Here is a 20,696-nt window from a genome sequence, read left to right on the forward strand (position 1 = left end):
TACGCTGTTTCCTGCATTGACAACGTTCTATCCCAGTAAGTTGCTTAATTTCTCTGTGCATGCTCTCAATTACCCATCGAAAGCCACACTCATCTTGTGCAGCTTTAGAAGATTTGTGAGTTTTGTTATTGGTAACAACATACTCAACTCTGTTGGTAGAAACAGTAAATTTAAACAAATTAACATGCTTATTTTTAGCAAAGCCTTTTATATGAATCTCTACTCCATGCCTGATCTCTTCATCTGAAAATGTCAACTCTTTTACAGCTTTATAAGGTTTAGAATCGTGTGTTTTACTAACGTTTCTATTGGCTTTAATAGGGGCATAATAATATTTCCCCAGAGAGTCAACATGTTGCATAATTTTGTGTGTAGAATACCATGTGTCAAAAAGTACTGTTTGAAAAGGAATCTTCTTGCTATAAACAGCATTATTTAACATGTTTAATAGGTGTTCTAGTTTTGTTGCTCCATCATGATCAGGTGCAAAAATTCGATAATCTATTACCCAAAACTTATTAATATCAGGGTTATAATATACCAGACTCACTACTCCTATACCTTTAGTAACTCTACCTATAGCTCCACTGTACTGCGATCTTGCAATTTCTATTTGCTTCGTATTCCTTTTATTTAAAACCGTATCATCAAATATTGTATATCCATTAGATGAAAAAATAACATCATTCTTGATGTGTTCCCATAACAAAGAAGGTGTATATTTTTCATTCCTTAAAAATCTATTAATAACATCATGACTACATTTCTTTGCATGTTCAGCGTAGTAGGTTAAACTATAATTCTTTTGGCTAACTATTAAAAATTGACAATAATTTGTCCTATTAATTGGTATTGCTTGCAACTTTATCCTCTTTGACATGTTTAATTATTTTTACAATAATTTATCACTTTTTTACTCATAGCGTAAGTTTTGGAGTCAAAAGATTATTTTAGTGCTGAATAACTCCAAGAGAGCTACAACAGTTACCAATGGTTTTTTAAGAAAGATAAAAACTCTTCCAAATAGTGTGAGAAAGACTATTACTATGGATAATGACAAAGAGTTTGTGGGGCATGTTGCCTATAGACTATCTGGGTTTCAAACTTTCTTTTGTGATCCATACCGCCCTAGACAAAAAGCATTAGTGGAAAAAATGAATTCTATGATTCATAGAATTTTACCTAAAAATACAGATATTACTACCGTTACACAAAGAGGTCTTGACAATGTTGCTGAGATTTTAAATAACATGCCAAGAAAGATTTTTGGTTATAAAACCCCCAATGAAATTTGGGCAGAAAATTTATAGGTTTTGTTCTACTTAGTCCTTGCATTTTCACATTCGTGAAACCACAAATGATAAAATTCACCTTGCGGTTTTACTTAAAATTTTTCCATTCAGGTAGTATAAAATTCCCTACTATATCGTAAAAAATTGTATCATTAGAAGACGTTTACAAAGAAAAAGGAGTAACTATTTTATTCATAGTTTTTCCATTTTATTAAGGGAAAACCAGCATAAAGCTAACATATAAAAATATATATAAGATAAGGATGAGTTAAAAAGCTGATTATAATATGGTGGGCAATGACAGACTCGAACTGCCGACCCTCTCGGTGTAAACGAGATGCTCTACCAACTGAGCTAATCGCCCTATATTATTAACTTAAAGTTAATTAGATAAAATACAATGAAGAATAAATTTATTAAATAAAAACTAGAATTAAAAAATAATATAATTATAAATAATATAATTATTTTTATGATTTAAATTAGTTCATAGTTTTTATTTTTTTTGATAATTTACTGATTTTTCTTGATGCAGTATTTAACTTAATTATATTTTTTTTCACACCTTGCATTATCTTAGATTGTGCAATTACTAAAGCTGAATTAGCTTTTTCTTTATTACCTTGGTTAATTTCATGTAAAACTTTTTTCACAAAAGTTTTTATTGCACTAGCTCTTCTTTTATTAACTAAAGTTTTTTTTACTGTTTGTCTTGCAGCTTTCTTTGCTGAAGAATGATTAGCCATTATTTAGTCCCTTTATTACTTTTAACATCTTCTTTGCTATTATCTTGAGGTATATTTCCTTTAGCATTAATATCTCTATCTACAAATTCAATATATGCGATTGGAGCTAAATCACCATAGCGAAATCCGGCTTTTACTATTCTAGTATATCCACCTGGTCTATCTTTGTATCTAGCACCTAAAACATTTATAAGCTTTTCAATTGCTTTTTTATCTTTTATTTTTGATAGAATATTTCTTCTTGCTGCTAAGTTATTATCCTTAGCTTTAGTAACTAAAACTTCGATATAAGGTCTTAATTCTTTAGCTTTTGGCAAAGTAGTTTTTATTTGCTCATGAGTAACAAGTGATACTGCCATATTAGCAAGCATTGCTTTCCTATGACTACTTGTTACATTTAATTTTCTACCTTTAATTTTATGTCGCATCTCTATTGTCCTTAATTATAAGAATCTTCGTAACGTTTAGATAATTCATGTATATTTTCTGGTGGCCAATCTGGCACATCCATACCAAATCTCAAACCAAATTTTGCAAGTATTTCCTTAATCTCATTTAAGGACTTTCTACCAAAATTTGGAGTTCTTAGCATATCAGCTTCAGTTCTTTTTACCAAATCACCTATATAAATTATATTATCATTTTTTAAACAATTTGCTGATCTAACTGATAATTCCAATTCATCAACTCGTTTAAGTAAATAAGGAGAAAATGGTAATGCATCTGTTTTAACTTGTTTATCTTCTTCTTGTTCTTCAAAAGAAATAAATAATTGAAGCTGTTCTTGCAAAATACGAGCAGCTAAGCCTACCGCCATTTCAGGTAATATATCACCATTAGTTTCAACAACCATAATTAACTTATCATAGTCAGTGACCTGACCTATCCTTGTATTTTCTACTTTATAAGTAACGCTTTTTACAGGATTAAATAAAGCATCTATAGCTATTTCACCAATTGGTAAATTATTATCTTCATTATTATTTGTACTAAGTGTATATCCCTTGCCAATTTTGCAAGTTAATTCCATTTCAAATTGTTTATTCTTAGCTAAATTACAAATTACATGATCAGGATTTAATATTTCTACATCATGTCCAGCTTCAATCATACCAGCTGTTACAACCCCAGGTCCTGTTGCTTTTAATTTTATAACACGTTTTTCTGCAACGTGCATTTTGATTTCTATGCCTTTAACATTCAGAATTATCTCTGAGATGTCCTCTTTTACACCTGGTATAGAAGAAAATTCATGCTCTATTCCAGGAATTTTTATAGAGGTAACCGCTGCTCCTTGTAGAGAAGAAAGTAAAACTCTTCTCATAGCATTACCTAAAGTTAAACCAAATCCTCTTTCTAAAGGCTCAACTATAATCTTAGATTTATTATTGGTCTCAGGGAAGCTCTCATAAGATACTTTATCTGTTTTTATTAAAGCATTCCAGTTTTTACTTAACGATAACATTTAATACCTATGCTTCTTATACTCTTCTTCTTTTTGGTGCTTTTACTCCATTATGAGCAATTGATGATACATCTAAAATTGATGTAACTACAAAATTTTGCCCAAATAAAGCTCTCATTGCAGATTCACGCTGAGCACCAGGTCCTCCAATTCTAATAGAAATAGTTTTCAGACCGTATTCTTTTGCTTTTTCAGCTGCTTTATCAATTGTTATCTGAGCTGCATAAGGGGTAGCTTTTTTTGATCCTTTAAACCCATTAGCTCCAGCTGATGCAGAAGATATCGCATTACCCTGAACATCAGTAAATGTTACAATAGTATTATTAAACGATGCCCTAATATGTACAACACCTAGTGTGATAGTTTTTTTCTTTTTTTTAGCTTTAACCGTCTGATTCATTATGTTTATACTCTACTTTAACTATTATTTTACAGCTTTTTTCTTTCCGGCTATTGCAACAGCTTTACCTTTTCTAGTTCTAGCATTAGAATGAGTATTCTGACCTCTTACAGGTAGCTTACGTATATGTCTAAGCCCTTGATAACTTCTAATATCTTTCTTCTTTTTAATATTAAGCGTTACTTCTCTTCTTAAATCACCTTCAACTTTATATTCATTTTCGATAATATTACGTAAGCTTATTAGTTCTTGATCAGTAAGATCTTTAACTTTTTTATCTTCTAATATTTTTGCTTTTTTACAAATTGTTTTTGCCATAGTAGTCCCAAGACCATAAATATAAGTCAAGCTTACTACTAAACGTTTATTATCGGGAATGTTAACACTCGCAATTCTTGCCACAAATATTCTCCACAATGTTACTGGTAACTAGAAAATAATATAAAAATCTTTACTAAAGTCAATTTATTTTTAGTACTTTCTCTATATGATCTTCTATTTGCTGTTCATTTTTATTTCCATCAATCATATAAAAATTATCATTGTTTTTATAATGCTGTATTAATGGATAAGTTTCAGTTTTAAATATATTAATTCTTTCTTTTATTACTTCTTCATTATCGTCTTTTCTATATTCAAATACGTTTGATTTACAAACATCACATATTTTATCAATTTTAGGCTTTAGAAAATAATCATTATATATTTTTCCGCAATTTTTACAACTATATCTGCCTAAAATTCTTTTAATTAGTAATTCATCTGAAACATTTAAATATATTACTTTTAATTTTTCTTTAACGAATGATTCAAAAAACTTAGCTTGTTCTAAATTACGCGGATATCCATCTAATATATAACCTTTTTTGTAATCAGAAGATGATAAAAAGTTTTTAATTATCTGATTAACTATTTCATCAGGAATAAGCTTTCCTTGCTCAACATAACTATTAATTACCTCAGCATCCTTACTTGATGTTTTGATAATTGCTCTAAATATATCGCCAATTACTATATGTGGTAAATGAATTTTTTCAGCTATTTTTTTTCCTTGAGTTCCTTTTCCAGCACCGGGAGGACCTAAAAAAATTATTATCACTTCTAACTCATTTTTAATTTTTTAACTTTACTTTTTTCATTAAACTTTCATATTTACTACTAAATAAGTAAGTTTGAATTTGAGTCAACGTATCAAGTACTACATTTACTACAATTAAAAAACTTGTACCACCTAGAGAAAGAGAAATAACATATTTATTCATTAATAATTCAGGTATTATACATATTATACTTAGATATATACCACCTACAACCGTAAGCCTAGTAAGTATATAATCAAAATATTCAGATGTATTTTTCCCCGGTCTTTTACCAGGAATATAAGCACCATATTTTCTTAAATTATTAGCGGTTTCTTCAGAATTAAATACTATTGCAGTATAAAAAAAGCTAAAAAACATTATCAATGCTACATACAATAATATATATATAGGTTTCCCATGACCCAAATAATAAGTAAGCATATTCATTATTTCAGAATTACTACTTGAAAAATTAGCCAGCGTAGCCGGAAATAACAAAATTGAACTAGCAAATATCGGAGGAATTACCCCAGAAGTATTTAACTTAAGTGGCATATATGTTGAATCACCACCGTAAATTTTATTTCCTACTTGCCTTTTAGGATACTGAACTAATAATTTTCTTTGTGCTTTCTCAAAGAAAATTATTATAGATATTAATGCAACTACTCCTACACAAACAGCAATTGCAACTAAAGGCGATAGTGCACCTTTTCTTGATAGTTCAAACATACTAATAATAGCACTAGGTACACCAGAAATTATACCTATAAATATAATTAAAGAAATACCATTACCTATCCCGCGTTGTGTAATCTGTTCACCTAACCACATTAGCAGCATCGTACCTACCACTAAAGTAATTACCGTTGTAACTTTAAAGAAAAGCCCCGGTATAATTACTACAGGTCCAGTATTTGTTACAATTGACTCTAAACTTACTGCAACACCATAAGCTTGAAGCGAAGCAAGCAAGACTGTTAAATATCTAGATAATTGATTTATTTTTCTTTTACCAGCTTCTCCTTCTTTTTTCAAATTTTCTAAAAGCTTATATGCTACAGACATTAGCTGGATAATTATCGATGCTGTTATATATGGCATAATCGCTAAAGCAAAAATGGACATTCTGCCTAGTGAGCCACCTGATAGCATATTAAACATACCAAGTATTCCTGACTGATTTTTTTCAGCAATACTAGCTAAGGCAATAGCATCTATACCTGCAATAGGTATAAATGAACCAAATCTGCATATTATAAGAACAAAAATAGTAAAAATAATACGATTAATTAAATCATTGCTAGATTTTCTAGAGAAATTTTGGTTCATAAATTATAATAATTTTCCGCCTGCTTTTTCAACTATTTCTTTAGCTTTAGAAGAATAAGAATCCAATTTAAACGATAAAGGATAATTGAAATCATCACTGCAAATAGATAACAATTTTACTAACTTTTTATTACTTTTATTAATTAAACCAATTTCTATTAATTTTTCCTTAGTAATAACATCATTAGCATTTAAACGCTCTTCTGCTAGTGCTGCTTCAATATTATAAATATTAATAACATTATATTTTATAGATGAGATACAATTAAAACCTCTCTTAGGTAGCCTCTTAATCATTGGAGTTTGACCACCTTCAAAACCTTTTATTGCTACACCTGCTCTAGATTTTTGACCTTTAACACCCCTTCCAGCAGTTTTTCCTTTTCCACTACCAATACCACGTGCTACTCTTTTTTTATTTTTTTTAGCACCTATATTATTATATAATTCATTTAATTTCATTGAAAAACTCTAATTACACATTTTCTATTTTTAATAAATGCTCTACTTTTTTGAGCATACCTTGAACTGAATCAGTATTTTTAAGAACAACAGATTTATTAATTTTATTTAAACCAAGTCCAATTAATGTTAATTTTTGATCATATTTACGACCTATACTGCTTTTAACTTGAGTAACTTTTACATCATTAATTAAATTTTTATTATTCATAGCGTATACATCTTACCTTAAAATATTATTCATTAACTTGGACATCAGAAGATTTTATAAAAATTTCATTCATTTTTTTATCTCTTCTTGCCGCAATAGATCTTGGGGACGAAAGTTTTTTTAATGCATCAAACGTTGCAGCTATCATTATATAAACATTTGTTGACCCTATTGATTTAGCAACAATATCATGGACTCCTAAAGAATCAAAAATTGCTCTCATAGATCCCCCTGCTATAACGCCTGTACCTGCTTTAGCTCTTCTTAAAATCACTTTAGCTGCTCCACTTCTGCCTGTAACATCGTGATGAATTGTTCTATTTTGATATAAAGATACTTTCATCATCTTCTTTTTAGCAGCTTGTTTTGCTTTTTCTCTAGCTTCATTTACTTCTTTTGCTTTGCCGTGACCTGCTCCAACTCTTCCAGCTTTATCACCAACTACTACATAAGCAGAAAAAGCAAATCTTCTACCACCTTTTACTACTTTTGTAACTCTATTTACATCAACTAAAACTTCACTTAAAGCTTCTTCGTTTTTTCTAACTTTAGACATATTTTAAACCTTAACCTAAAATCTTATTTTTTTTCTAGCAGCATCAGCAAGAGCCTTTACAACACCATGATACTTATATCCACTTCTATCGAACACCACCTCTTCTACACCACAAGATATAGCTTTCTCAGCTATTAACTCACCTATTTTTGTAGCATTTTCAACATTACAATGAGATTTTTTTATTTTTTTATTTTTTTCGTCTAAAGTTGAAGCAGAAGCAATTGTTACCGATTTATTATCATCAATGATCTGTGCATAAATATGTCTACCTGATTTAAATATTGACAACCTAGCTCTATTAGCTGTTTTAGCTATTTTATGTCTTATTCTATTTCTTCTCTTTTCAAATTTTAGCTTAGCACTACGCATATTTAACTCTTAAATTAATTTTTCTTACCTTCTTTGCGTGGTATAAATTGATCTTCAAATTTAATTCCTTTTCCTTTATAAGATTCAGGTGGTCTTTGTTTTATAATAATTGAAGCAAATTGACCTAACTTTTCTTTATCTGTACCCTCAAGAATAATTATATTTTGTTTAGGTACTTCAACTTTAATATGTGAAGGTATTTCAATTTTTGTATTATGACTTTTAGCAAGCATCAGATTTAAATACTTACCTTTCATCATTGCCCTATACCCTACACCATTAATTTCAAGCTTTAACTTAAAGCCTTCTTTAACTCCGGTAATCATATTTGATATTATGCTTCTAGCGGTACCCCACATAGCACGTGCACTTTTGCTTGAAGATAATGGCTTTACTAAAAGCTTATTTTCTACTAATGAAATTCCTATGTTACCTTTAAAGCTTTTTGATAACTCACCTTTAGGTCCTGATATTTTTACTTCTAAATCATTTAACCCGACTTTTACACCTTCAGGTATAATAATCGGTAACTTTCCAACGCGTGACATTTTTTTACCTTAAAATACTTTACAAATTACTTCACCACCAACATTTTTAATATGAGCTTCTCTATCGGACATAACACCATAAGGAGTAGATAGAATATATATTCCCATATTATTATAGTATCCTTTTAAGTCCTTAATTGCAGAATACACTCTTTTACCTGGCTTTGATACTCTATGAATCTCACGTATAGAAGCATCACCATTAGCAGAATATTTTAAGGTTACCTCAGTATAGCTAATATTATCTTTTGGAGTATTTGTATAATTTTTTATATAACCTTCTTTTTGTAGCACTTCTAAAATTGAAGTTTTAATTTTAGAACTAGGAAAAGAAACATTTATTAATTTACTTTTATAAGCATTTCTAATTCTAGTTAACATATCTGCTACATTATCTGTCATTGACATATTTATTCACCTATTATTTTTACCAACTTGACTTAATTATCCCTGGAACTAAACCCCTACCACTTAATTCTCTGAGTTTATTTCTTGATATGCCAAATTTTCTTATAACCCCTCTTGGTCTACCTGTAAGCTCACATCTATTTCTAATTCTAGTGGCTGATGAATTTCTAGATAATTGTGCTAATGACATTACCAAAGAAAAACGCTCTTCTAATAAAATATTCTTATCGTAAATTTTATTTTTTAATTTCTCACGCTTATTATGTAAGCTTTGTGATAATTTTTTTCTTTTTTCATTCTTCTTTATAGAACTTATTTTTGCCATTATATACCTTAAACTTAATTATAAAAAGGTAAATTGAATCCTGATAACAAGGACTTACCTTCTTTATCTGTTTTAGCAGATGTAACGATTGTAATATCCATTCCTCTTATAGTATCAATTTTATCGTAATTAATCTCAGGAAAAACTATTTGCTCTTTTAATCCAAAAGTAAAGTTGCCTTTACCATCAAAACTTTTGTGAGAAAAACCACGAAACTCTTTAACACGAGGTAACGCAACAATTACTAACCTTTCTAAGAAATCATACATTCTATCTTTACGTAAAGTAACTTTACAACCTATTTTCATACCATCACGTAACTTAAATGTTGCAATAGATTTTCTTGCTAGAGTTACAACAGGTTTTTGACCAGAGATTAAGGTTAAATCATTTACCGCTTTATCAATCACTTTTGAATCAGCTATTGCTTCACCTACACCCATATTTATGACAATTTTTTCAATAGCTGGGATTTCATGTTTATTTTTATAAGAAAATTCCTTTTGCAAATTGCTAATAATTTCCTTTTGATATAATTCTTTAAATCTTAACATTATTTGCCTTCCTTACCAATAATTTCTCCGGATTTTTTTGCTATTCTAACTTTAGAACCATCTTCTAAAAATTTAAAAGCTACCTTAGTAGGATTACCAGTTTTAGGATCAACATGTGCAACATTTGAAATATCTATAGGTAATTCTTTAGTTATTATGCCGCCTTCACTTACTTGGGTAGGTTTAGTATGTTTTTTAACTAAATTTATTCCTGAAACAACTATTTTATTTTGCTCAGGAAAAACCTTTAATATTTTTCCTTTTTTCCCTTTGTATTTTCCAGTAATAACAATAACTTCATCACCTTTTTTTACTTTTAATTTTATCATTTATAACACTTCCTCTGCGAGCGACATAATTCTAACATATTTTTTTGCTCTAAGCTCTCTTGTCACAGGACCAAAAACCCTAGTACCTATAGGCTCATCTTGTTTGTTTAAAAGCACTAATGCGTTCTTATCAAACTTTATTGTACTACCGTCAGCTCTTACAACCCCTGTTTTTGTACGGACAATAACGCCTTTATAAACATCACCTTTTTTAACTTTACCACCAGGTATAGCTTCCTTAATAGATACAACTATAACATCACCTAGCTTTGCTACCATATGATGGGAGCCACCTAGAACTTTAATACACATAACTTTTTTGGCACCGGAATTATCTGCCACTTCCAAAATGCTTTGCATTTGAATCATATATCACTTCCAATTTTATTCACGAAAGACAAAATAAACAATTTTCTCATTAAAGTCAAAGGATAAAACCTTTACTCTTCATTTATTACTACCCATGTTTTAGTTTTTGAAATAGGACGACTTTCAATTATATTAACTTTATCGCCTTCTTGAAACTTATTATTTGGATCATGAGCTGCGTATTTTTTAGATACTTTTATAAATTTTTTATAAACAGGATGTTTAAATCTTCTTTCTACTTTTACTATAACTGTTTTATCAGTTTTTGAACTTATAACTACCCCTTGTAGGACTCTTTTAGGCATTTTAATTACTCTCCACTACTAGATCTTTTTGTTAATTCAGTTTTAATACGTGCTATAGACTTTTTAACTAATGAAAACCTAGTAGTATTTTTTAATTCGCCCAGAGTTTGCTGAAACCTTAAATTAAATAGTTCTTTTTTTAAAAGATTAAGATGCTTAAAAAGCTCTTCAATTGTTTTACTTGTCAACTCACTCTTTAATGATTTTAAATCATTCATAACGCCTCACTATCCTTGTTCTAACAGGTAATTTTGCACTTGCAAGCTCTAAAGCTTTAACTGCAACATCTTCCTCAACCCCTTCAATTTCAAACATAATTCTTCCAGGTGATACCCTTACTGCAAAAAATTCAGGATTTCCTTTACCTTTACCCATTCTTACTTCAGCAGGCTTCTTAGAAACCGGAAGATCAGGAAAGATTCGTATCCATAATCTTCCTTGACGTTTCATACATCTAGTAGCCGCTTTTCTTCCTGCTTCTATTTGTCTAGCAGTAACACGCCAACCATCTATAGATTTTAAACCAAATGATCCAAAGGCAAGCGTCGTACCTGCTTTTGATTTTGAAACAACTCTACCTTTATGAGCTTTTCTAAATTTTTGTTTTTTTGGAGCTAACATTTTAATACTTAAAAATTAATTATATCTTTTATTTTCGGTATATTCGCCTTTATAAATCCAAACTTTAACTCCTATAACCCCATAAGTAGTTATAGCTTCTGCAGTCGAATAATCAATATCGGCTCTTAAAGTATGCAACGGCATTCTCCCTTCTATATACCATTCTGTTCTAGCAATCTCAGCTCCACCAAGACGTCCTGAGCAACTAACTCTTATACCTTGTCCACCTTGTTTAAATGAAGCTTGAATTGCTGTCTTCATTGCTTTTCTAAAGGATACTCTTTTTTCAAGCTGCGATGCTATTGTCTGAGCTACTATAGCCGCATCTATATTAAACTTTCTAACTTCATGAATATTTATATAAACTTCAGTTAAAGAAGTCATTTTTTCAATCGCTTTTTTTAACTTATCAATTTCACTACCGTTTTTACCGATAATTATATTCGGTTTTTTTGCATTAATATTGATAATAATACTTTTGTTAGAAGGACGTTCAATTAAAATTCTGCTAACTTGAGCTTGAGTAAAACTTTTATTAACTAATTCTCTAATCTTTAAATCTTGTATAAAAAGAGTTTTATACTGCTTTTCTGCATAAAATACAGAATCCCAACCTTTAATTAAAGTCGGTCCAACCCTAAAACCATGTGCACAAACTTTCTGCCCCATCTTAATTATCCTCTTTTTCTGTAACAGTTATATAAAGATTACTAAAAAACTTATTTATTCTAGTAGCTCTTCCTTTTGCTCTTGGCATAACTCTTTTCATTACTAAAGCCTTGCCTACTGTTGCGTTAGTTATAACTAATCTATCTATATCTAAACCTAGATTATTTTCAGCATTTGCTACAGCAGATTGCAGGCAAGCTTTTACAACTTTTGAAATTCTTTTTCGCGAAAAAGTTAATTGCACTAATGCTTCAGAAACTTTCATGTTTCTAATGAAAGCTGCAACTAAGTTTAATTTCCTTGGACTAACTCTAATTGATTTAGCTTTTGCCGTGGCAAAATTTTTGTTTTCCTGTACCATATGATTTTATTTTCTTTTAACTTTTTTATCTGCTCCATGTCCATGAAATGTTCTAGTAGGAGAAAATTCCCCTAGTTTTCTACCAACCATTTCTTCATTTACAAAAACTGGAATAAATTTATTTCCATTGTGAACAGAAAACGTAAAACCAACAAAAATAGGCAAAATGGTTGATCTTCTAGACCAGGTTTTAATCATTTCTGACTTACCAGATTCCATTAATTTTTGAACTTTTTTTATTAAATAACCATCTACGAAAGGCCCTTTCCACACCGAACGTGCCATAATTAATACCTAATTAATTTAAAAATTTATTTTCTTTTCTTTATAATAAACTTAGAAGTACGCTTATTTTTACGCGTCTTTTTACCTTTCGTCGGGAATCCCCAAGGAGTAACTGGATGACGCCCACCAGAGGTTTTACCCTCACCACCACCATGCGGGTGATCTACAGGATTCATTGCCACACCTCTTACATGAGGTCTCCAACCAAGCCATCTATTTCTACCAGCTTTACCTAAGTTAATATTTTTTTGATCAGGATTAGATACTATACCTATCGTAGCCATACAATCTAAAGGTACTAATCTAAATTCACCTGACTTTAATTTAATTTGTGCATATCCTGAATCTTTACCCACTAAATCTACCGACGTACCGGCTGATCTTGCAATTTGACCACCTTTACCAACTTTCATTTCAACATTATGTAAAGTAGTACCTATAGGGATATATCTTAAAGGTAAACAGTTGCCAATTTTTATATCTGCATCTTTGCTTGATATTATCTTATCCCCTACCACTAATTTTTGTGAAGCTAAAATATAAGCATACTCGCCATCTTCATACTTAATTAAAGCAATAAAAGCGGTTCTATTAGGATCATATTCTATTCTTTCAACTATAGCAGAAATATCTAATTTATTTCTCTTAAAGTCAATAACACGATATAGTCTTTTATGACCTCCACCTCTTTGCCAAGAAGTGATTCTACCCTGATTATTTCTTCCACCTGTTTTAGATATCCCTTTAGTTAGAGCCTTAAAAGGTCTACCTTTCCATAAACTAGTTCTATCAACTTGAACTAACTCTCTCAAAGAAGGGGTAATTGGATTAAAACTTTTTAAAGCCATTTATTTAATTCCTCCTGCAAAATCAATATTATGATCTTTTTCTAATGTTACCACAGCTTTTTTTCTATCAACTTGATGTCCGATAACTCCCTTAAACCTCTTTTTCTTACCTTTGACATTTAAGATATTTACTTTTTTTACTTTTACTTTAAATATTTCTTCTATGGCTTTTTTAACAGCAAGTTTCTCAGCAAGTTTATCTACATAAAAAGTGTATTTATTTTGTTCTGAAAGAAGGGTAGTTTTTTCTGTAATAATAGGTCTTCTAATTAAATCGTAATATTTATAAGAACTCATTTTAACCTCTCTTCTAAAACATTCACTGCTTCTTGTGATAATAATACATATTCATGTCTTATTATGTCATAGACATTTGCACCTATTTGCGGAACAACTACTGTATTATAAATATTTTGTGCTGCTAAAGAAAAATTAACATCCACTTCATTGCCATCTATTACAAAGAAGCTTTTACCTTGAAACTTATTTAATATATTAACCAGATTAGAGGTTTTAGGAGTTTCTAATTTTAAAGAATCTATGACTAGTAATTTTCCTTCAGAAAATTTTTCGGATAAAGCATGGATTAAACCAAGTTTTCGTACTTTTTTAGGTAATTTAGTTGCATGGCTACGTACTACAGGACCATGAATTACACCACCACCACGCATCTGTACAGATCTTAAAGAACCTTGTCTTGCATTCCCTGTACCTTTTTGCTTAAAAGGCTTCTTTGTAGTACCTGAGACTTCTGATACAGTTTTAGTTTTATGTGTACCAGCCATTGCTTTAGCTCGTTGCCAATCAACAACTTGCTTTATTATATCATCCCTAATAAACTCTACAGCAAATATATCTTCGTTTAAACTAATCTCACCGATTTCTTCATTAGCAAGATTTAATATTTTAGTTTTCATTTCTATTCAACCTATACAGTCTTATATAAAATCTTTTATATAAATAATTATTTTTTATGCAGTTATTGAAATCTTTTTTATTGCATCTTTTATTGAAATATATGAACCTTTATGTCCTGGTATACTTCCCTGAATCATAATAAGCCCTTGCTCTTTATCGATTGCAAATATTTTTAAATTTTGGATAGTAACTTGACTACACCCCATATGTCCAGCCATTTTTTTACCTTTAAAGACTTTTCCTGGATCTTGTCTTTGACCAGTAGAACCATGTGAACGATGTGATATTGAAACACCGTGAGAAGCTTCAAGCCCTCTAAAATTATGTCTCTTCATACTACCAGCAAATCCTTTACCTATAGTAGTAGCTGTTACATCTATAAATTGTCCTGCTGTAAAATGATCTACTTCTAAACTTGCTGCTATATCAATAAAGTTATCTTCAGAGATTCTAAATTCTTTTAATTTAGTTTTAGGAGACACTTTAGCATTAGCAAAAACTTGTTTCATAGGCTTAGTTACTCTAGATATTTTTTTATCTTTTATCCCTATAACTAAAGCATTATAACCATGTTTTTCAGCAATTTTATGTCCTACTACTTGACAATCATCAACTTTCACTAGTGTTAATGGAACTCTCTTCCCATTATTATTAAAAACACTAGTCATCCCAACTTTTTGAGCAATTATTCCGGTTCTCATTACTCCCCACTCTCTAATTCAATTACTACATCAACCCCTGCTGCTAAATCAACTTTACTTAAAGCGTCAACAACTGCTGGATTTGGATCATCTATAACCAATAATCTTTTTTGTGTTCTAATTTCGTATTGCTCCCTTGATTTTATATGCACGTGGGGAGATCTATTTACAGTAAATCTTTGAATTTTTCTAGGTAAAGGAATAGGACCACTAATATTAGCAAATGTCCTTTTAACAGCACTAACTATCTCTTTAGTAGCCTGATCAAGACTACGATGATCAAATGACTTTAAACGAATTTTGATTTTATTTTTCATTTAACAAACCTTAATTATAAACAGCAAGATGTTTTTTTACATCTTAAAATATAAATACCTATTATTAAAAAAATAATAGGTATTTATAAAATATTTAGTTAATTATTTCAGTTACTACACCAGCACCTACTGTTCTACCACCTTCACGAATAGAGAATTTTAGACCTTCCTGCATAGCAATAGGAACAATTAATTCAACTGTAAAGGTAGCATTATCACCAGGCATAACCATTTGTTTATCAGCCGGTAGTTCTATTGTACCTGTAACGTCTGTTGTTCTGAAATAGAATTGTGGACGATAGTTATTGGTAAATGGAGTATGACGACCACCTTCTTCTTTGCTAAGCACATATACTTCAGCTTTGAATTTACTATGAGGTTTTATACTACCAGGTTTTGCAAGGACTTGCCCTCTTTGCACAGCTTCTCTATCTATACCGCGTAATAATATACCAACATTATCACCAGCTTCACCGCTATCAAGAAGTTTTTTAAACATCTCAACACCGGTACATGTAGAAGTTTGAGTTGCTTTTATTCCAACTATTTCAACAGCTTCACCAACTTTAATTTTACCAGCTTCAATTCTACCTGTTACAACTGTTCCTCTTCCTGAAATAGAGAACACATCCTCGATAGGCATTAAGAAATCCTTTTCAGTTTCTCTAGTAGGTTGTGGTATATAACTATCTACTACATCCATTAATTCATGGATAGCTTTTTCACCTTCAGGCTTTCCTTCTAAAGCTTGAAGAGCAGAACCTCTGATTATTGGTATCTCATCACCAGGAAAATCATATTTTGATAGTAATTCTCTTACTTCCATTTCCACTAATTCTAGTAGGTCAGGATCATCAACCATATCAACTTTGTTTAAGAACACTACCATTTTAGGCACGCCAACTTGCTTTGCTAATAATATATGTTCTCTAGTTTGTGGCATTGGACCATCAGCAGCAGAAACAACTAATATTGCACCGTCCATTTGAGCAGCACCTGTGATCATGTTCTTTACATAGTCAGCATGTCCTGGACAGTCTACGTGTGCATAGTGCCTACTCTTAGTCTCATATTCTACGTGAGCAGTTGATATTGTTATACCTCTTTCCTTTTCTTCAGGAGCGGCATCAATCTCATCATATTTTTTAACTTTGATATCTTTATTATCTTTTCCAAGCACCATTGTTATTGCTGCTGTCAAAGAAGTTTTCCCATGATCCACGTGACCGATAGTACCGATATTAACATGCGGTTTGGTTCTTTCAAACTTTGCTTTTGCCATATTTTTACTCTTTTACAATTTTTTAAGTTTAATACAAGTTAATTTAAAGTGCGTTTTTTGCTAAATTTATTTGTCACCACTATATTTAATGGAGCGGGTGATGGGAATCGAACCCACACAGCCAGCTTGGAAGGCTGGAACTCTACCATTGAGCTACACCCGCAACTAACAACAATTTTATTCAGACTTACAATTATACACGATTATATTTTATTTTTAAATATAATTTATAATATAAAATGATATGCTTCCCTGAACCATTCAAGTGGTGGAGGGAGAAGGATTCGAACCTTCGAACGCTTACGCGGGCAGATTTACAGTCTGCTGCCATTGACCACTCGGCCACCCCTCCTAAAGAACTTTACTGCATTAAATAGACTAATTCACTTTAAAAGACAATATAAATTAGTATTAGGACTTAATAAAACTTCTCGCCGAATCATCAAATAAACAAATAGCAGCTTGCACATTTATTTAGTTGTAACTTTCTATAATAAATAGTAGTTTCTGTCAAGAACAAATTACCAAAGGTTTTTAATAACATGCAAAATAAAAAGCTGGATTCTAAAAATTACTATTATATTTATGGCAAACATCCTGTATTTTCAGCTCTTAACAATCCGAAGCGTCAAATTGAGAATATTTTATGCACTCAAATGATCTTTGATACAAATAAAAAATTAATAAGCTCCAAGCCTTATAAAATTGTTAATAATGATGTTTTATCTAAATTGTTAGAAAACCAAACCCATCAAGGAATAACTGCTAAAGTTAAGCCAATTTTTTCCCATAATATAGAAGATATCAACATAAAAAATCCAAAATGTAAGATTGCAATTCTTGATCAAATAACTGATCCGCAAAATATTGGAGCAATTATTCGTAGTGCAGCAGCTTTTAATATAGATGCTATAATCTTACCATTAGATAATTCACCGAATGAAAATGGCACTATAGCTAAAGCAGCTTGTGGAACTTTAGAATTAATAAAAATTATTAAAGTAACTAATTTAAACTCTTGTATAAATTACTTAAAAAAACACGGCTTTTGGGTTATAGGGCTCACTGGGGAAGCCGATGATTATTTTACTGATAAATTAATCTCAGATAAAATAGCTTTGGTATTCGGCTCGGAAGATAAAGGCATGCGAAGATTGGTTCAAGAAAATTGTGATCATTTAGCCAAAATTCCTATTTCTGATAAAGTAGAAAGCCTTAACGTATCGCATGCTGCTTCTATAATTTTTCACTCACTATGGGATCATTAACAAAGTTGAAATATTTTTAACAAATCAAATATTGTTTTTTGTTTACTTCCATATAAATATTTAGTCTACTTAAATTATATATATTACTAAAATGATAACGTAAATCTATTATTTGCGTTATCATTATTCTTTATTTTTTCAGTATTGAGATAAGATTTATCCTAATTCTCGCGTTACTATTATTAAATAAAAGTAATCCCCGCCGCAAGCAGCGGGGTATTTTAGAAGAAAGCTAGCTGATGATCCTCATGCAGTTTCTGATATTCCTTGCCTTGGTTTTTTACGTATTTTCCTATCATATTCTCATTTCCATGCTTACCTACCGTACTCGTAAAATATCCATCAGTCCAAAATTCTCCACCCCATAATTGTTTCTTTACCTGTGGACACTGTCTAAATATTTGACGAGCTGTAACACTTTTAATTGTTGTTACTATTTTTGTTACGCTATAGGTTGGTACAGATTGTACCAAAAAATGGACATGATCTTCATCAACCCCTATTTCTAAAAATTTTATTTGATATCTCTTTTCTATCTCTAAACATATTTCTCGTAATACTTGATCAACTGATACGTCAAACACTGCTCGGCGATATTTTGCTGGAAATACCATGTGATACAGCAGTACCGTAACATTATGACTTTTATGTATATATTTGCTCATTCCGCCATATTACGCCGCAAGCGGCGGGGAATATACCCAAAAGAGATTTAATTCTAATCGGTAGCGTTATGTCACAAAATATATTACAAAACAAACAAATTATTAAGAGCTTTGAAAAGCAACTTAAATATATTCTTAGATGAATTTAAAGAAGAAGAAATTACAAATATTGTTCTGAGCAATTTTTTTGATAAAGTAATTAATAATTTAAAGCATGAAAAATTAATTAGTGATACACTATTTGAAGTATATCAAGGTAAAACAGTAATTGCTAAACCATTACATACAGATTATCCTCAATCACCTGAACAAACACATGACGAAAATTGGCAAACATTTTATAGTTTTAATCGTGACATCATGATAGAAAACACAATCAGATTTATTGCCAAAAATCTAAAAAAAGCTTCCATTAAAGACAAATTATACTATAGTTTTGCTAAATTATCCGAGCAATTAGATTTAAATGCCATCAGTGATCATTTTATGAATAAAATAAATAATTATATAACATTTAACGATTTATGACAAACTATAGAACAGAAAGCGACTCTTTTGGGGAAATTCAAATAGAAGACAAATTTTATTGGGGAGCACAAACACAAAGATCATTAGAAAATTTCAAAATAGGTAAACAAAAAATGCCAGAAATTCTAATCCGCTCCCTTGCTATATTAAAAAAATGTGCTGCAAAAGTTAACCTCGAGTTTAGTGATCTAGAACCTAAAATAGCTGAAAGTATAGACAAAGCTGCAAGCAGAATTTTGAATGGTGAATTTAGCAATAATTTTCCTTTAGTAGTTTGGCAAACAGGCTCTGGAACGCAAACAAATATGAATATGAATGAGGTAATCGCCTCTATTGCAAATAAAGAGCTAACCGGCATGAAAGGCGGTAAATCTCCTGTACATCCTAATGATCATGTCAATAAAGGACAGTCATCAAATGATTCCTTCCCAACGGCTATGCATATAGCAACCGTGCTTGCAACTAAAGAAAAGCTAATACCGGCTTTAAATAATTTACTCACAGCTTTACAAAATAAATCAAAAGATTGGGACAGCATTATAAAAATCGGACGCACCCATTTACAAGACGCAACTCCTCTAACACTTAAGCAAGAATTTTCCGGATATATTACACAAATAGAATATGCTTTAGACAGAATAGAAGACGCATTAAAAAAAGTTTATCTACTTGCCCAAGGAGGAACAGCAGTTGGAACAGGCATCAATTCACGTAAAGGATTTGATATAAAATTTGCTGAAGAAGTAGCAGAATTTACAAAACAACCTTTTAAAACAGCACCTAATAAATTTGAAAGCTTAGCTGCTCATGATGCACTCGTAGAATTTTCAGGCACTCTTAATACTATAGCTGTAAGTCTGATGAAAATAGCCAATGATATAAGATTGCTCGGATCAGGTCCAAGATGCGGTCTTGGTGAGCTGCATTTACCAGAAAATGAGCCTGGTTCTTCAATTATGCCAGGTAAGGTAAATCCTACACAAGTCGAAGCCTTAACAATGGTTTGCACTCAAGTTATGGGAAATCATGTTACAGTTACTATTGCCGGCTCAAACGGGCATCTTGAACTTAACGTCTTTAAACCAGTAATAATATATAATATTTTGCAATCTATCGAGCTACTATCGGATGCCACAAATAGCTTTGTCACTCACTGTGTAGACGGGATAGAGCCTAATATAACCCGTATTAATGATTTACGTGATAAATCTTTAATGCTTGTCACCGCTCTTAATCCTCATATTGGCTATGATAATGCTGCCAAAATTGCTAAAGAAGCTCATAAGCACGGAATTACTTTAAAAGAAGCTGCAAAAAAACTTGATCTTTTATCAGAAGAAGAATTCGATAAAATAGTAGTACCTGAAAAAATGGTTAGACAATCTTAGGTTTTTATAAAAATTTAATTTAAACTATTAATTGTACTATACAAAATATAATAAATAGGCTAATATAATATTAGTTTTTATTATATTAC

Annotated in this window: 33 protein-coding genes, 3 tRNA genes and 2 pseudogenes; 4 read left to right on the forward strand and 34 right to left on the reverse strand. The window is 30.8% G+C overall.

What is annotated here, in order from left to right; translation table 11 throughout:
• Positions 1-22: 22 nt before the first annotated feature.
• A pseudogene (locus tag AAGD55_RS08100) lies at positions 23-880 on the reverse strand (transposase); the annotation flags it as partial.
• 73 nt (positions 881-953) lie between these two features.
• Here AAGD55_RS08100 and AAGD55_RS08105 point away from each other — a divergent pair.
• A complete protein-coding gene (locus AAGD55_RS08105; RefSeq protein ID WP_341791101.1) occupies positions 954-1,310 on the forward strand; it encodes an IS30 family transposase in 357 nt (118 codons plus the stop codon).
• Between the two features lie 270 nt (positions 1,311-1,580).
• On the opposite strand, the gene AAGD55_RS08110 is transcribed toward AAGD55_RS08105, so the two are convergent.
• The 32 genes from AAGD55_RS08110 to AAGD55_RS08265 form a co-directional block, all read right to left on the reverse strand.
• Positions 1,581-1,656 (reverse strand) — tRNA-Val (locus AAGD55_RS08110).
• A 118-nt stretch (positions 1,657-1,774) separates the two neighbouring features.
• Positions 1,775-2,038 (reverse strand): 30S ribosomal protein S20, encoded by a 264-nt coding sequence (gene rpsT, locus AAGD55_RS08115; protein ID WP_341791102.1) that lies wholly within the window; start codon positions 2,036-2,038, stop codon positions 1,775-1,777.
• On the reverse strand, positions 2,038-2,466 hold the full coding sequence (gene rplQ, locus AAGD55_RS08120; RefSeq protein WP_341791104.1) for a 50S ribosomal protein L17: 429 nt from the start codon (positions 2,464-2,466) through the stop codon (positions 2,038-2,040). Before rplQ ends, rpsT begins: the two co-directional genes overlap by 1 nt.
• Before the next feature lie 11 nt (positions 2,467-2,477).
• Positions 2,478-3,503 carry a DNA-directed RNA polymerase subunit alpha gene (locus AAGD55_RS08125; protein WP_341791105.1) on the reverse strand — a complete coding sequence of 342 codons (1,026 nt, stop codon included), beginning with the start codon at positions 3,501-3,503 and terminating at the stop codon, positions 2,478-2,480.
• 16 nt (positions 3,504-3,519) lie between these two features.
• Complete coding sequence (gene rpsK / locus AAGD55_RS08130) at positions 3,520-3,903, reverse strand: 30S ribosomal protein S11 (RefSeq protein WP_341791106.1); 384 nt, start codon at positions 3,901-3,903, stop codon at positions 3,520-3,522.
• 24 nt (positions 3,904-3,927) lie between these two features.
• On the reverse strand, positions 3,928-4,305 hold the full coding sequence (rpsM, locus tag AAGD55_RS08135) for a 30S ribosomal protein S13 (RefSeq protein ID WP_011477699.1): 378 nt from the start codon (positions 4,303-4,305) through the stop codon (positions 3,928-3,930).
• A gap of 58 nt (positions 4,306-4,363) precedes the next feature.
• Positions 4,364-5,002: an adenylate kinase gene (locus AAGD55_RS08140; RefSeq protein ID WP_341791107.1), complete on the reverse strand. Its 639-nt coding sequence runs from the start codon at positions 5,000-5,002 to the stop codon at positions 4,364-4,366.
• Positions 5,003-5,015: 13 nt separating this feature from the next.
• Positions 5,016-6,317 (reverse strand): preprotein translocase subunit SecY, encoded by a 1,302-nt coding sequence (gene secY / locus AAGD55_RS08145; RefSeq protein ID WP_341791108.1) that lies wholly within the window; start codon positions 6,315-6,317, stop codon positions 5,016-5,018.
• Positions 6,318-6,320: 3 nt separating this feature from the next.
• A complete protein-coding gene (rplO, locus tag AAGD55_RS08150; protein WP_341791109.1) occupies positions 6,321-6,779 on the reverse strand; it encodes a 50S ribosomal protein L15 in 459 nt (152 codons plus the stop codon).
• A gap of 13 nt (positions 6,780-6,792) precedes the next feature.
• Positions 6,793-6,990, reverse strand: coding sequence for a 50S ribosomal protein L30 (gene rpmD, locus AAGD55_RS08155; protein WP_011477703.1), 198 nt, complete (start codon positions 6,988-6,990; stop codon positions 6,793-6,795).
• Positions 6,991-7,015: 25 nt separating this feature from the next.
• The gene (gene rpsE / locus AAGD55_RS08160; protein WP_341791111.1) at positions 7,016-7,546 is read right to left on the reverse strand and encodes a 30S ribosomal protein S5; all 531 of its coding nucleotides are present in this window, start codon (positions 7,544-7,546) and stop codon (positions 7,016-7,018) included.
• A gap of 15 nt (positions 7,547-7,561) precedes the next feature.
• On the reverse strand, positions 7,562-7,918 hold the full coding sequence (gene rplR, locus AAGD55_RS08165) for a 50S ribosomal protein L18 (protein ID WP_341791112.1): 357 nt from the start codon (positions 7,916-7,918) through the stop codon (positions 7,562-7,564).
• Positions 7,919-7,932: 14 nt separating this feature from the next.
• A complete protein-coding gene (rplF, locus tag AAGD55_RS08170) occupies positions 7,933-8,466 on the reverse strand; it encodes a 50S ribosomal protein L6 (protein ID WP_341791113.1) in 534 nt (177 codons plus the stop codon).
• Positions 8,467-8,475: 9 nt separating this feature from the next.
• A complete protein-coding gene (gene rpsH / locus AAGD55_RS08175; protein WP_341791114.1) occupies positions 8,476-8,874 on the reverse strand; it encodes a 30S ribosomal protein S8 in 399 nt (132 codons plus the stop codon).
• Between the two features lie 19 nt (positions 8,875-8,893).
• Positions 8,894-9,199: a 30S ribosomal protein S14 gene (rpsN, locus tag AAGD55_RS08180; RefSeq protein ID WP_341791115.1), complete on the reverse strand. Its 306-nt coding sequence runs from the start codon at positions 9,197-9,199 to the stop codon at positions 8,894-8,896.
• Between the two features lie 14 nt (positions 9,200-9,213).
• Complete coding sequence (gene rplE, locus AAGD55_RS08185) at positions 9,214-9,753, reverse strand: 50S ribosomal protein L5 (protein WP_341791116.1); 540 nt, start codon at positions 9,751-9,753, stop codon at positions 9,214-9,216.
• Positions 9,753-10,082 (reverse strand): 50S ribosomal protein L24, encoded by a 330-nt coding sequence (gene rplX, locus AAGD55_RS08190; RefSeq protein ID WP_045798986.1) that lies wholly within the window; start codon positions 10,080-10,082, stop codon positions 9,753-9,755. Before rplX ends, rplE begins: the two co-directional genes overlap by 1 nt.
• The gene (gene rplN, locus AAGD55_RS08195; protein ID WP_011477711.1) at positions 10,083-10,451 is read right to left on the reverse strand and encodes a 50S ribosomal protein L14; all 369 of its coding nucleotides are present in this window, start codon (positions 10,449-10,451) and stop codon (positions 10,083-10,085) included.
• A 71-nt stretch (positions 10,452-10,522) separates the two neighbouring features.
• Positions 10,523-10,756 carry a 30S ribosomal protein S17 gene (rpsQ, locus tag AAGD55_RS08200; protein WP_341791117.1) on the reverse strand — a complete coding sequence of 78 codons (234 nt, stop codon included), beginning with the start codon at positions 10,754-10,756 and terminating at the stop codon, positions 10,523-10,525.
• Between the two features lie 5 nt (positions 10,757-10,761).
• Entirely contained in the window at positions 10,762-10,974 is a 213-nt protein-coding gene (gene rpmC / locus AAGD55_RS08205) for a 50S ribosomal protein L29 (protein WP_341791118.1), read from the reverse strand.
• Complete coding sequence (gene rplP / locus AAGD55_RS08210; protein ID WP_341788292.1) at positions 10,967-11,377, reverse strand: 50S ribosomal protein L16; 411 nt, start codon at positions 11,375-11,377, stop codon at positions 10,967-10,969. Before rplP ends, rpmC begins: the two co-directional genes overlap by 8 nt.
• A 15-nt stretch (positions 11,378-11,392) precedes the next feature.
• Positions 11,393-12,046, reverse strand: coding sequence for a 30S ribosomal protein S3 (rpsC, locus tag AAGD55_RS08215; protein WP_341791119.1), 654 nt, complete (start codon positions 12,044-12,046; stop codon positions 11,393-11,395).
• 1 nt (position 12,047) lies between these two features.
• Positions 12,048-12,407, reverse strand: coding sequence for a 50S ribosomal protein L22 (gene rplV, locus AAGD55_RS08220; protein WP_341791120.1), 360 nt, complete (start codon positions 12,405-12,407; stop codon positions 12,048-12,050).
• Between the two features lie 6 nt (positions 12,408-12,413).
• On the reverse strand, positions 12,414-12,692 hold the full coding sequence (rpsS, locus tag AAGD55_RS08225) for a 30S ribosomal protein S19 (protein WP_341791121.1): 279 nt from the start codon (positions 12,690-12,692) through the stop codon (positions 12,414-12,416).
• 26 nt (positions 12,693-12,718) lie between these two features.
• Positions 12,719-13,540, reverse strand: coding sequence for a 50S ribosomal protein L2 (gene rplB, locus AAGD55_RS08230; RefSeq protein WP_341791122.1), 822 nt, complete (start codon positions 13,538-13,540; stop codon positions 12,719-12,721).
• Positions 13,541-13,837 (reverse strand): 50S ribosomal protein L23, encoded by a 297-nt coding sequence (gene rplW / locus AAGD55_RS08235; protein ID WP_341791123.1) that lies wholly within the window; start codon positions 13,835-13,837, stop codon positions 13,541-13,543.
• The gene (rplD, locus tag AAGD55_RS08240) at positions 13,834-14,457 is read right to left on the reverse strand and encodes a 50S ribosomal protein L4 (RefSeq protein WP_011477720.1); all 624 of its coding nucleotides are present in this window, start codon (positions 14,455-14,457) and stop codon (positions 13,834-13,836) included. Before rplD ends, rplW begins: the two co-directional genes overlap by 4 nt.
• Positions 14,458-14,511: 54 nt before the next feature.
• Positions 14,512-15,159 carry a 50S ribosomal protein L3 gene (gene rplC, locus AAGD55_RS08245; protein WP_011477721.1) on the reverse strand — a complete coding sequence of 216 codons (648 nt, stop codon included), beginning with the start codon at positions 15,157-15,159 and terminating at the stop codon, positions 14,512-14,514.
• On the reverse strand, positions 15,159-15,476 hold the full coding sequence (rpsJ, locus tag AAGD55_RS08250) for a 30S ribosomal protein S10 (RefSeq protein WP_341791124.1): 318 nt from the start codon (positions 15,474-15,476) through the stop codon (positions 15,159-15,161). The genes rplC and rpsJ overlap by 1 nt, the downstream gene beginning before the upstream one ends.
• 94 nt (positions 15,477-15,570) lie before the next feature.
• Positions 15,571-16,758 carry an elongation factor Tu gene (tuf, locus tag AAGD55_RS08255; RefSeq protein WP_341791125.1) on the reverse strand — a complete coding sequence of 396 codons (1,188 nt, stop codon included), beginning with the start codon at positions 16,756-16,758 and terminating at the stop codon, positions 15,571-15,573.
• Between the two features lie 89 nt (positions 16,759-16,847).
• Positions 16,848-16,921 (reverse strand) — tRNA-Gly (locus AAGD55_RS08260).
• 103 nt (positions 16,922-17,024) lie between these two features.
• A tRNA-Tyr gene (locus AAGD55_RS08265) sits at positions 17,025-17,110 on the reverse strand.
• Positions 17,111-17,300: 190 nt separating this feature from the next.
• Between AAGD55_RS08265 and rlmB the strand changes: the two genes are divergently transcribed.
• Positions 17,301-18,026, forward strand: coding sequence for a 23S rRNA (guanosine(2251)-2'-O)-methyltransferase RlmB (gene rlmB / locus AAGD55_RS08270; RefSeq protein WP_341791126.1), 726 nt, complete (start codon positions 17,301-17,303; stop codon positions 18,024-18,026).
• A 221-nt stretch (positions 18,027-18,247) separates the two neighbouring features.
• Here the strand turns inward: rlmB and tnpA are convergent, their stop codons facing one another.
• The gene (tnpA, locus tag AAGD55_RS08275) at positions 18,248-18,691 is read right to left on the reverse strand and encodes an IS200/IS605 family transposase (protein ID WP_341790826.1); all 444 of its coding nucleotides are present in this window, start codon (positions 18,689-18,691) and stop codon (positions 18,248-18,250) included.
• Positions 18,692-18,759: 68 nt separating this feature from the next.
• Here tnpA and AAGD55_RS08280 point away from each other — a divergent pair.
• Positions 18,760-19,219: pseudogene (locus AAGD55_RS08280) on the forward strand (hypothetical protein).
• Positions 19,216-20,607: a class II fumarate hydratase gene (gene fumC / locus AAGD55_RS08285; RefSeq protein ID WP_341791127.1), complete on the forward strand. Its 1,392-nt coding sequence runs from the start codon at positions 19,216-19,218 to the stop codon at positions 20,605-20,607. Before AAGD55_RS08280 ends, fumC begins: the two are co-directional and overlap by 4 nt.
• Positions 20,608-20,696 lie beyond the last annotated feature (89 nt).

Source organism: Rickettsia endosymbiont of Gonocerus acuteangulatus (genome assembly GCF_964026435.1).
In the GTDB taxonomy this organism is placed as follows: Bacteria; Pseudomonadota; Alphaproteobacteria; order Rickettsiales; family Rickettsiaceae; genus Rickettsia.

Excerpts from the sequence above, each read along its gene's own strand:
- rpsT (WP_341791102.1), bottom strand. The coding sequence starts at position 2,038 with ATGGCTAATCATTCTTCAGCAAAGAAAGCTGCAAGACAAACAGTAAAA.
- rplQ (WP_341791104.1), bottom strand. The coding sequence starts at position 2,466 with ATGCGACATAAAATTAAAGGTAGAAAATTAAATGTAACAAGTAGTCAT.
- AAGD55_RS08125 (WP_341791105.1), bottom strand. The coding sequence starts at position 3,503 with ATGTTATCGTTAAGTAAAAACTGGAATGCTTTAATAAAAACAGATAAA.
- rpsK (WP_341791106.1), bottom strand. The coding sequence starts at position 3,903 with ATGAATCAGACGGTTAAAGCTAAAAAAAAGAAAAAAACTATCACACTA.
- secY (WP_341791108.1), bottom strand. The coding sequence starts at position 6,317 with ATGAACCAAAATTTCTCTAGAAAATCTAGCAATGATTTAATTAATCGT.
- rplO (WP_341791109.1), bottom strand. The coding sequence starts at position 6,779 with ATGAAATTAAATGAATTATATAATAATATAGGTGCTAAAAAAAATAAA.
- rpmD (WP_011477703.1), bottom strand. The coding sequence starts at position 6,990 with ATGAATAATAAAAATTTAATTAATGATGTAAAAGTTACTCAAGTTAAA.
- rpsE (WP_341791111.1), bottom strand. The coding sequence starts at position 7,546 with ATGTCTAAAGTTAGAAAAAACGAAGAAGCTTTAAGTGAAGTTTTAGTT.
- rplR (WP_341791112.1), bottom strand. The coding sequence starts at position 7,918 with ATGCGTAGTGCTAAGCTAAAATTTGAAAAGAGAAGAAATAGAATAAGA.
- rplF (WP_341791113.1), bottom strand. The coding sequence starts at position 8,466 with ATGTCACGCGTTGGAAAGTTACCGATTATTATACCTGAAGGTGTAAAA.
- rpsH (WP_341791114.1), bottom strand. The coding sequence starts at position 8,874 with ATGTCAATGACAGATAATGTAGCAGATATGTTAACTAGAATTAGAAAT.
- rpsN (WP_341791115.1), bottom strand. The coding sequence starts at position 9,199 with ATGGCAAAAATAAGTTCTATAAAGAAGAATGAAAAAAGAAAAAAATTA.
- rplE (WP_341791116.1), bottom strand. The coding sequence starts at position 9,753 with ATGTTAAGATTTAAAGAATTATATCAAAAGGAAATTATTAGCAATTTG.
- rplX (WP_045798986.1), bottom strand. The coding sequence starts at position 10,082 with ATGATAAAATTAAAAGTAAAAAAAGGTGATGAAGTTATTGTTATTACT.
- rplN (WP_011477711.1), bottom strand. The coding sequence starts at position 10,451 with ATGATTCAAATGCAAAGCATTTTGGAAGTGGCAGATAATTCCGGTGCC.
- rpsQ (WP_341791117.1), bottom strand. The coding sequence starts at position 10,756 with ATGCCTAAAAGAGTCCTACAAGGGGTAGTTATAAGTTCAAAAACTGAT.
- rpmC (WP_341791118.1), bottom strand. The coding sequence starts at position 10,974 with ATGAATGATTTAAAATCATTAAAGAGTGAGTTGACAAGTAAAACAATT.
- rplP (WP_341788292.1), bottom strand. The coding sequence starts at position 11,377 with ATGTTAGCTCCAAAAAAACAAAAATTTAGAAAAGCTCATAAAGGTAGA.
- rpsC (WP_341791119.1), bottom strand. The coding sequence starts at position 12,046 with ATGGGGCAGAAAGTTTGTGCACATGGTTTTAGGGTTGGACCGACTTTA.
- rplV (WP_341791120.1), bottom strand. The coding sequence starts at position 12,407 with ATGGTACAGGAAAACAAAAATTTTGCCACGGCAAAAGCTAAATCAATT.
- rpsS (WP_341791121.1), bottom strand. The coding sequence starts at position 12,692 with ATGGCACGTTCGGTGTGGAAAGGGCCTTTCGTAGATGGTTATTTAATA.
- rplB (WP_341791122.1), bottom strand. The coding sequence starts at position 13,540 with ATGGCTTTAAAAAGTTTTAATCCAATTACCCCTTCTTTGAGAGAGTTA.
- rplW (WP_341791123.1), bottom strand. The coding sequence starts at position 13,837 with ATGAGTTCTTATAAATATTACGATTTAATTAGAAGACCTATTATTACA.
- rplD (WP_011477720.1), bottom strand. The coding sequence starts at position 14,457 with ATGAAAACTAAAATATTAAATCTTGCTAATGAAGAAATCGGTGAGATT.
- rplC (WP_011477721.1), bottom strand. The coding sequence starts at position 15,159 with ATGAGAACCGGAATAATTGCTCAAAAAGTTGGGATGACTAGTGTTTTT.
- rpsJ (WP_341791124.1), bottom strand. The coding sequence starts at position 15,476 with ATGAAAAATAAAATCAAAATTCGTTTAAAGTCATTTGATCATCGTAGT.
- tuf (WP_341791125.1), bottom strand. The coding sequence starts at position 16,758 with ATGGCAAAAGCAAAGTTTGAAAGAACCAAACCGCATGTTAATATCGGT.
- rlmB (WP_341791126.1), top strand. The coding sequence starts at position 17,301 with ATGCAAAATAAAAAGCTGGATTCTAAAAATTACTATTATATTTATGGC.
- tnpA (WP_341790826.1), bottom strand. The coding sequence starts at position 18,691 with ATGAGCAAATATATACATAAAAGTCATAATGTTACGGTACTGCTGTAT.
- fumC (WP_341791127.1), top strand. The coding sequence starts at position 19,216 with ATGACAAACTATAGAACAGAAAGCGACTCTTTTGGGGAAATTCAAATA.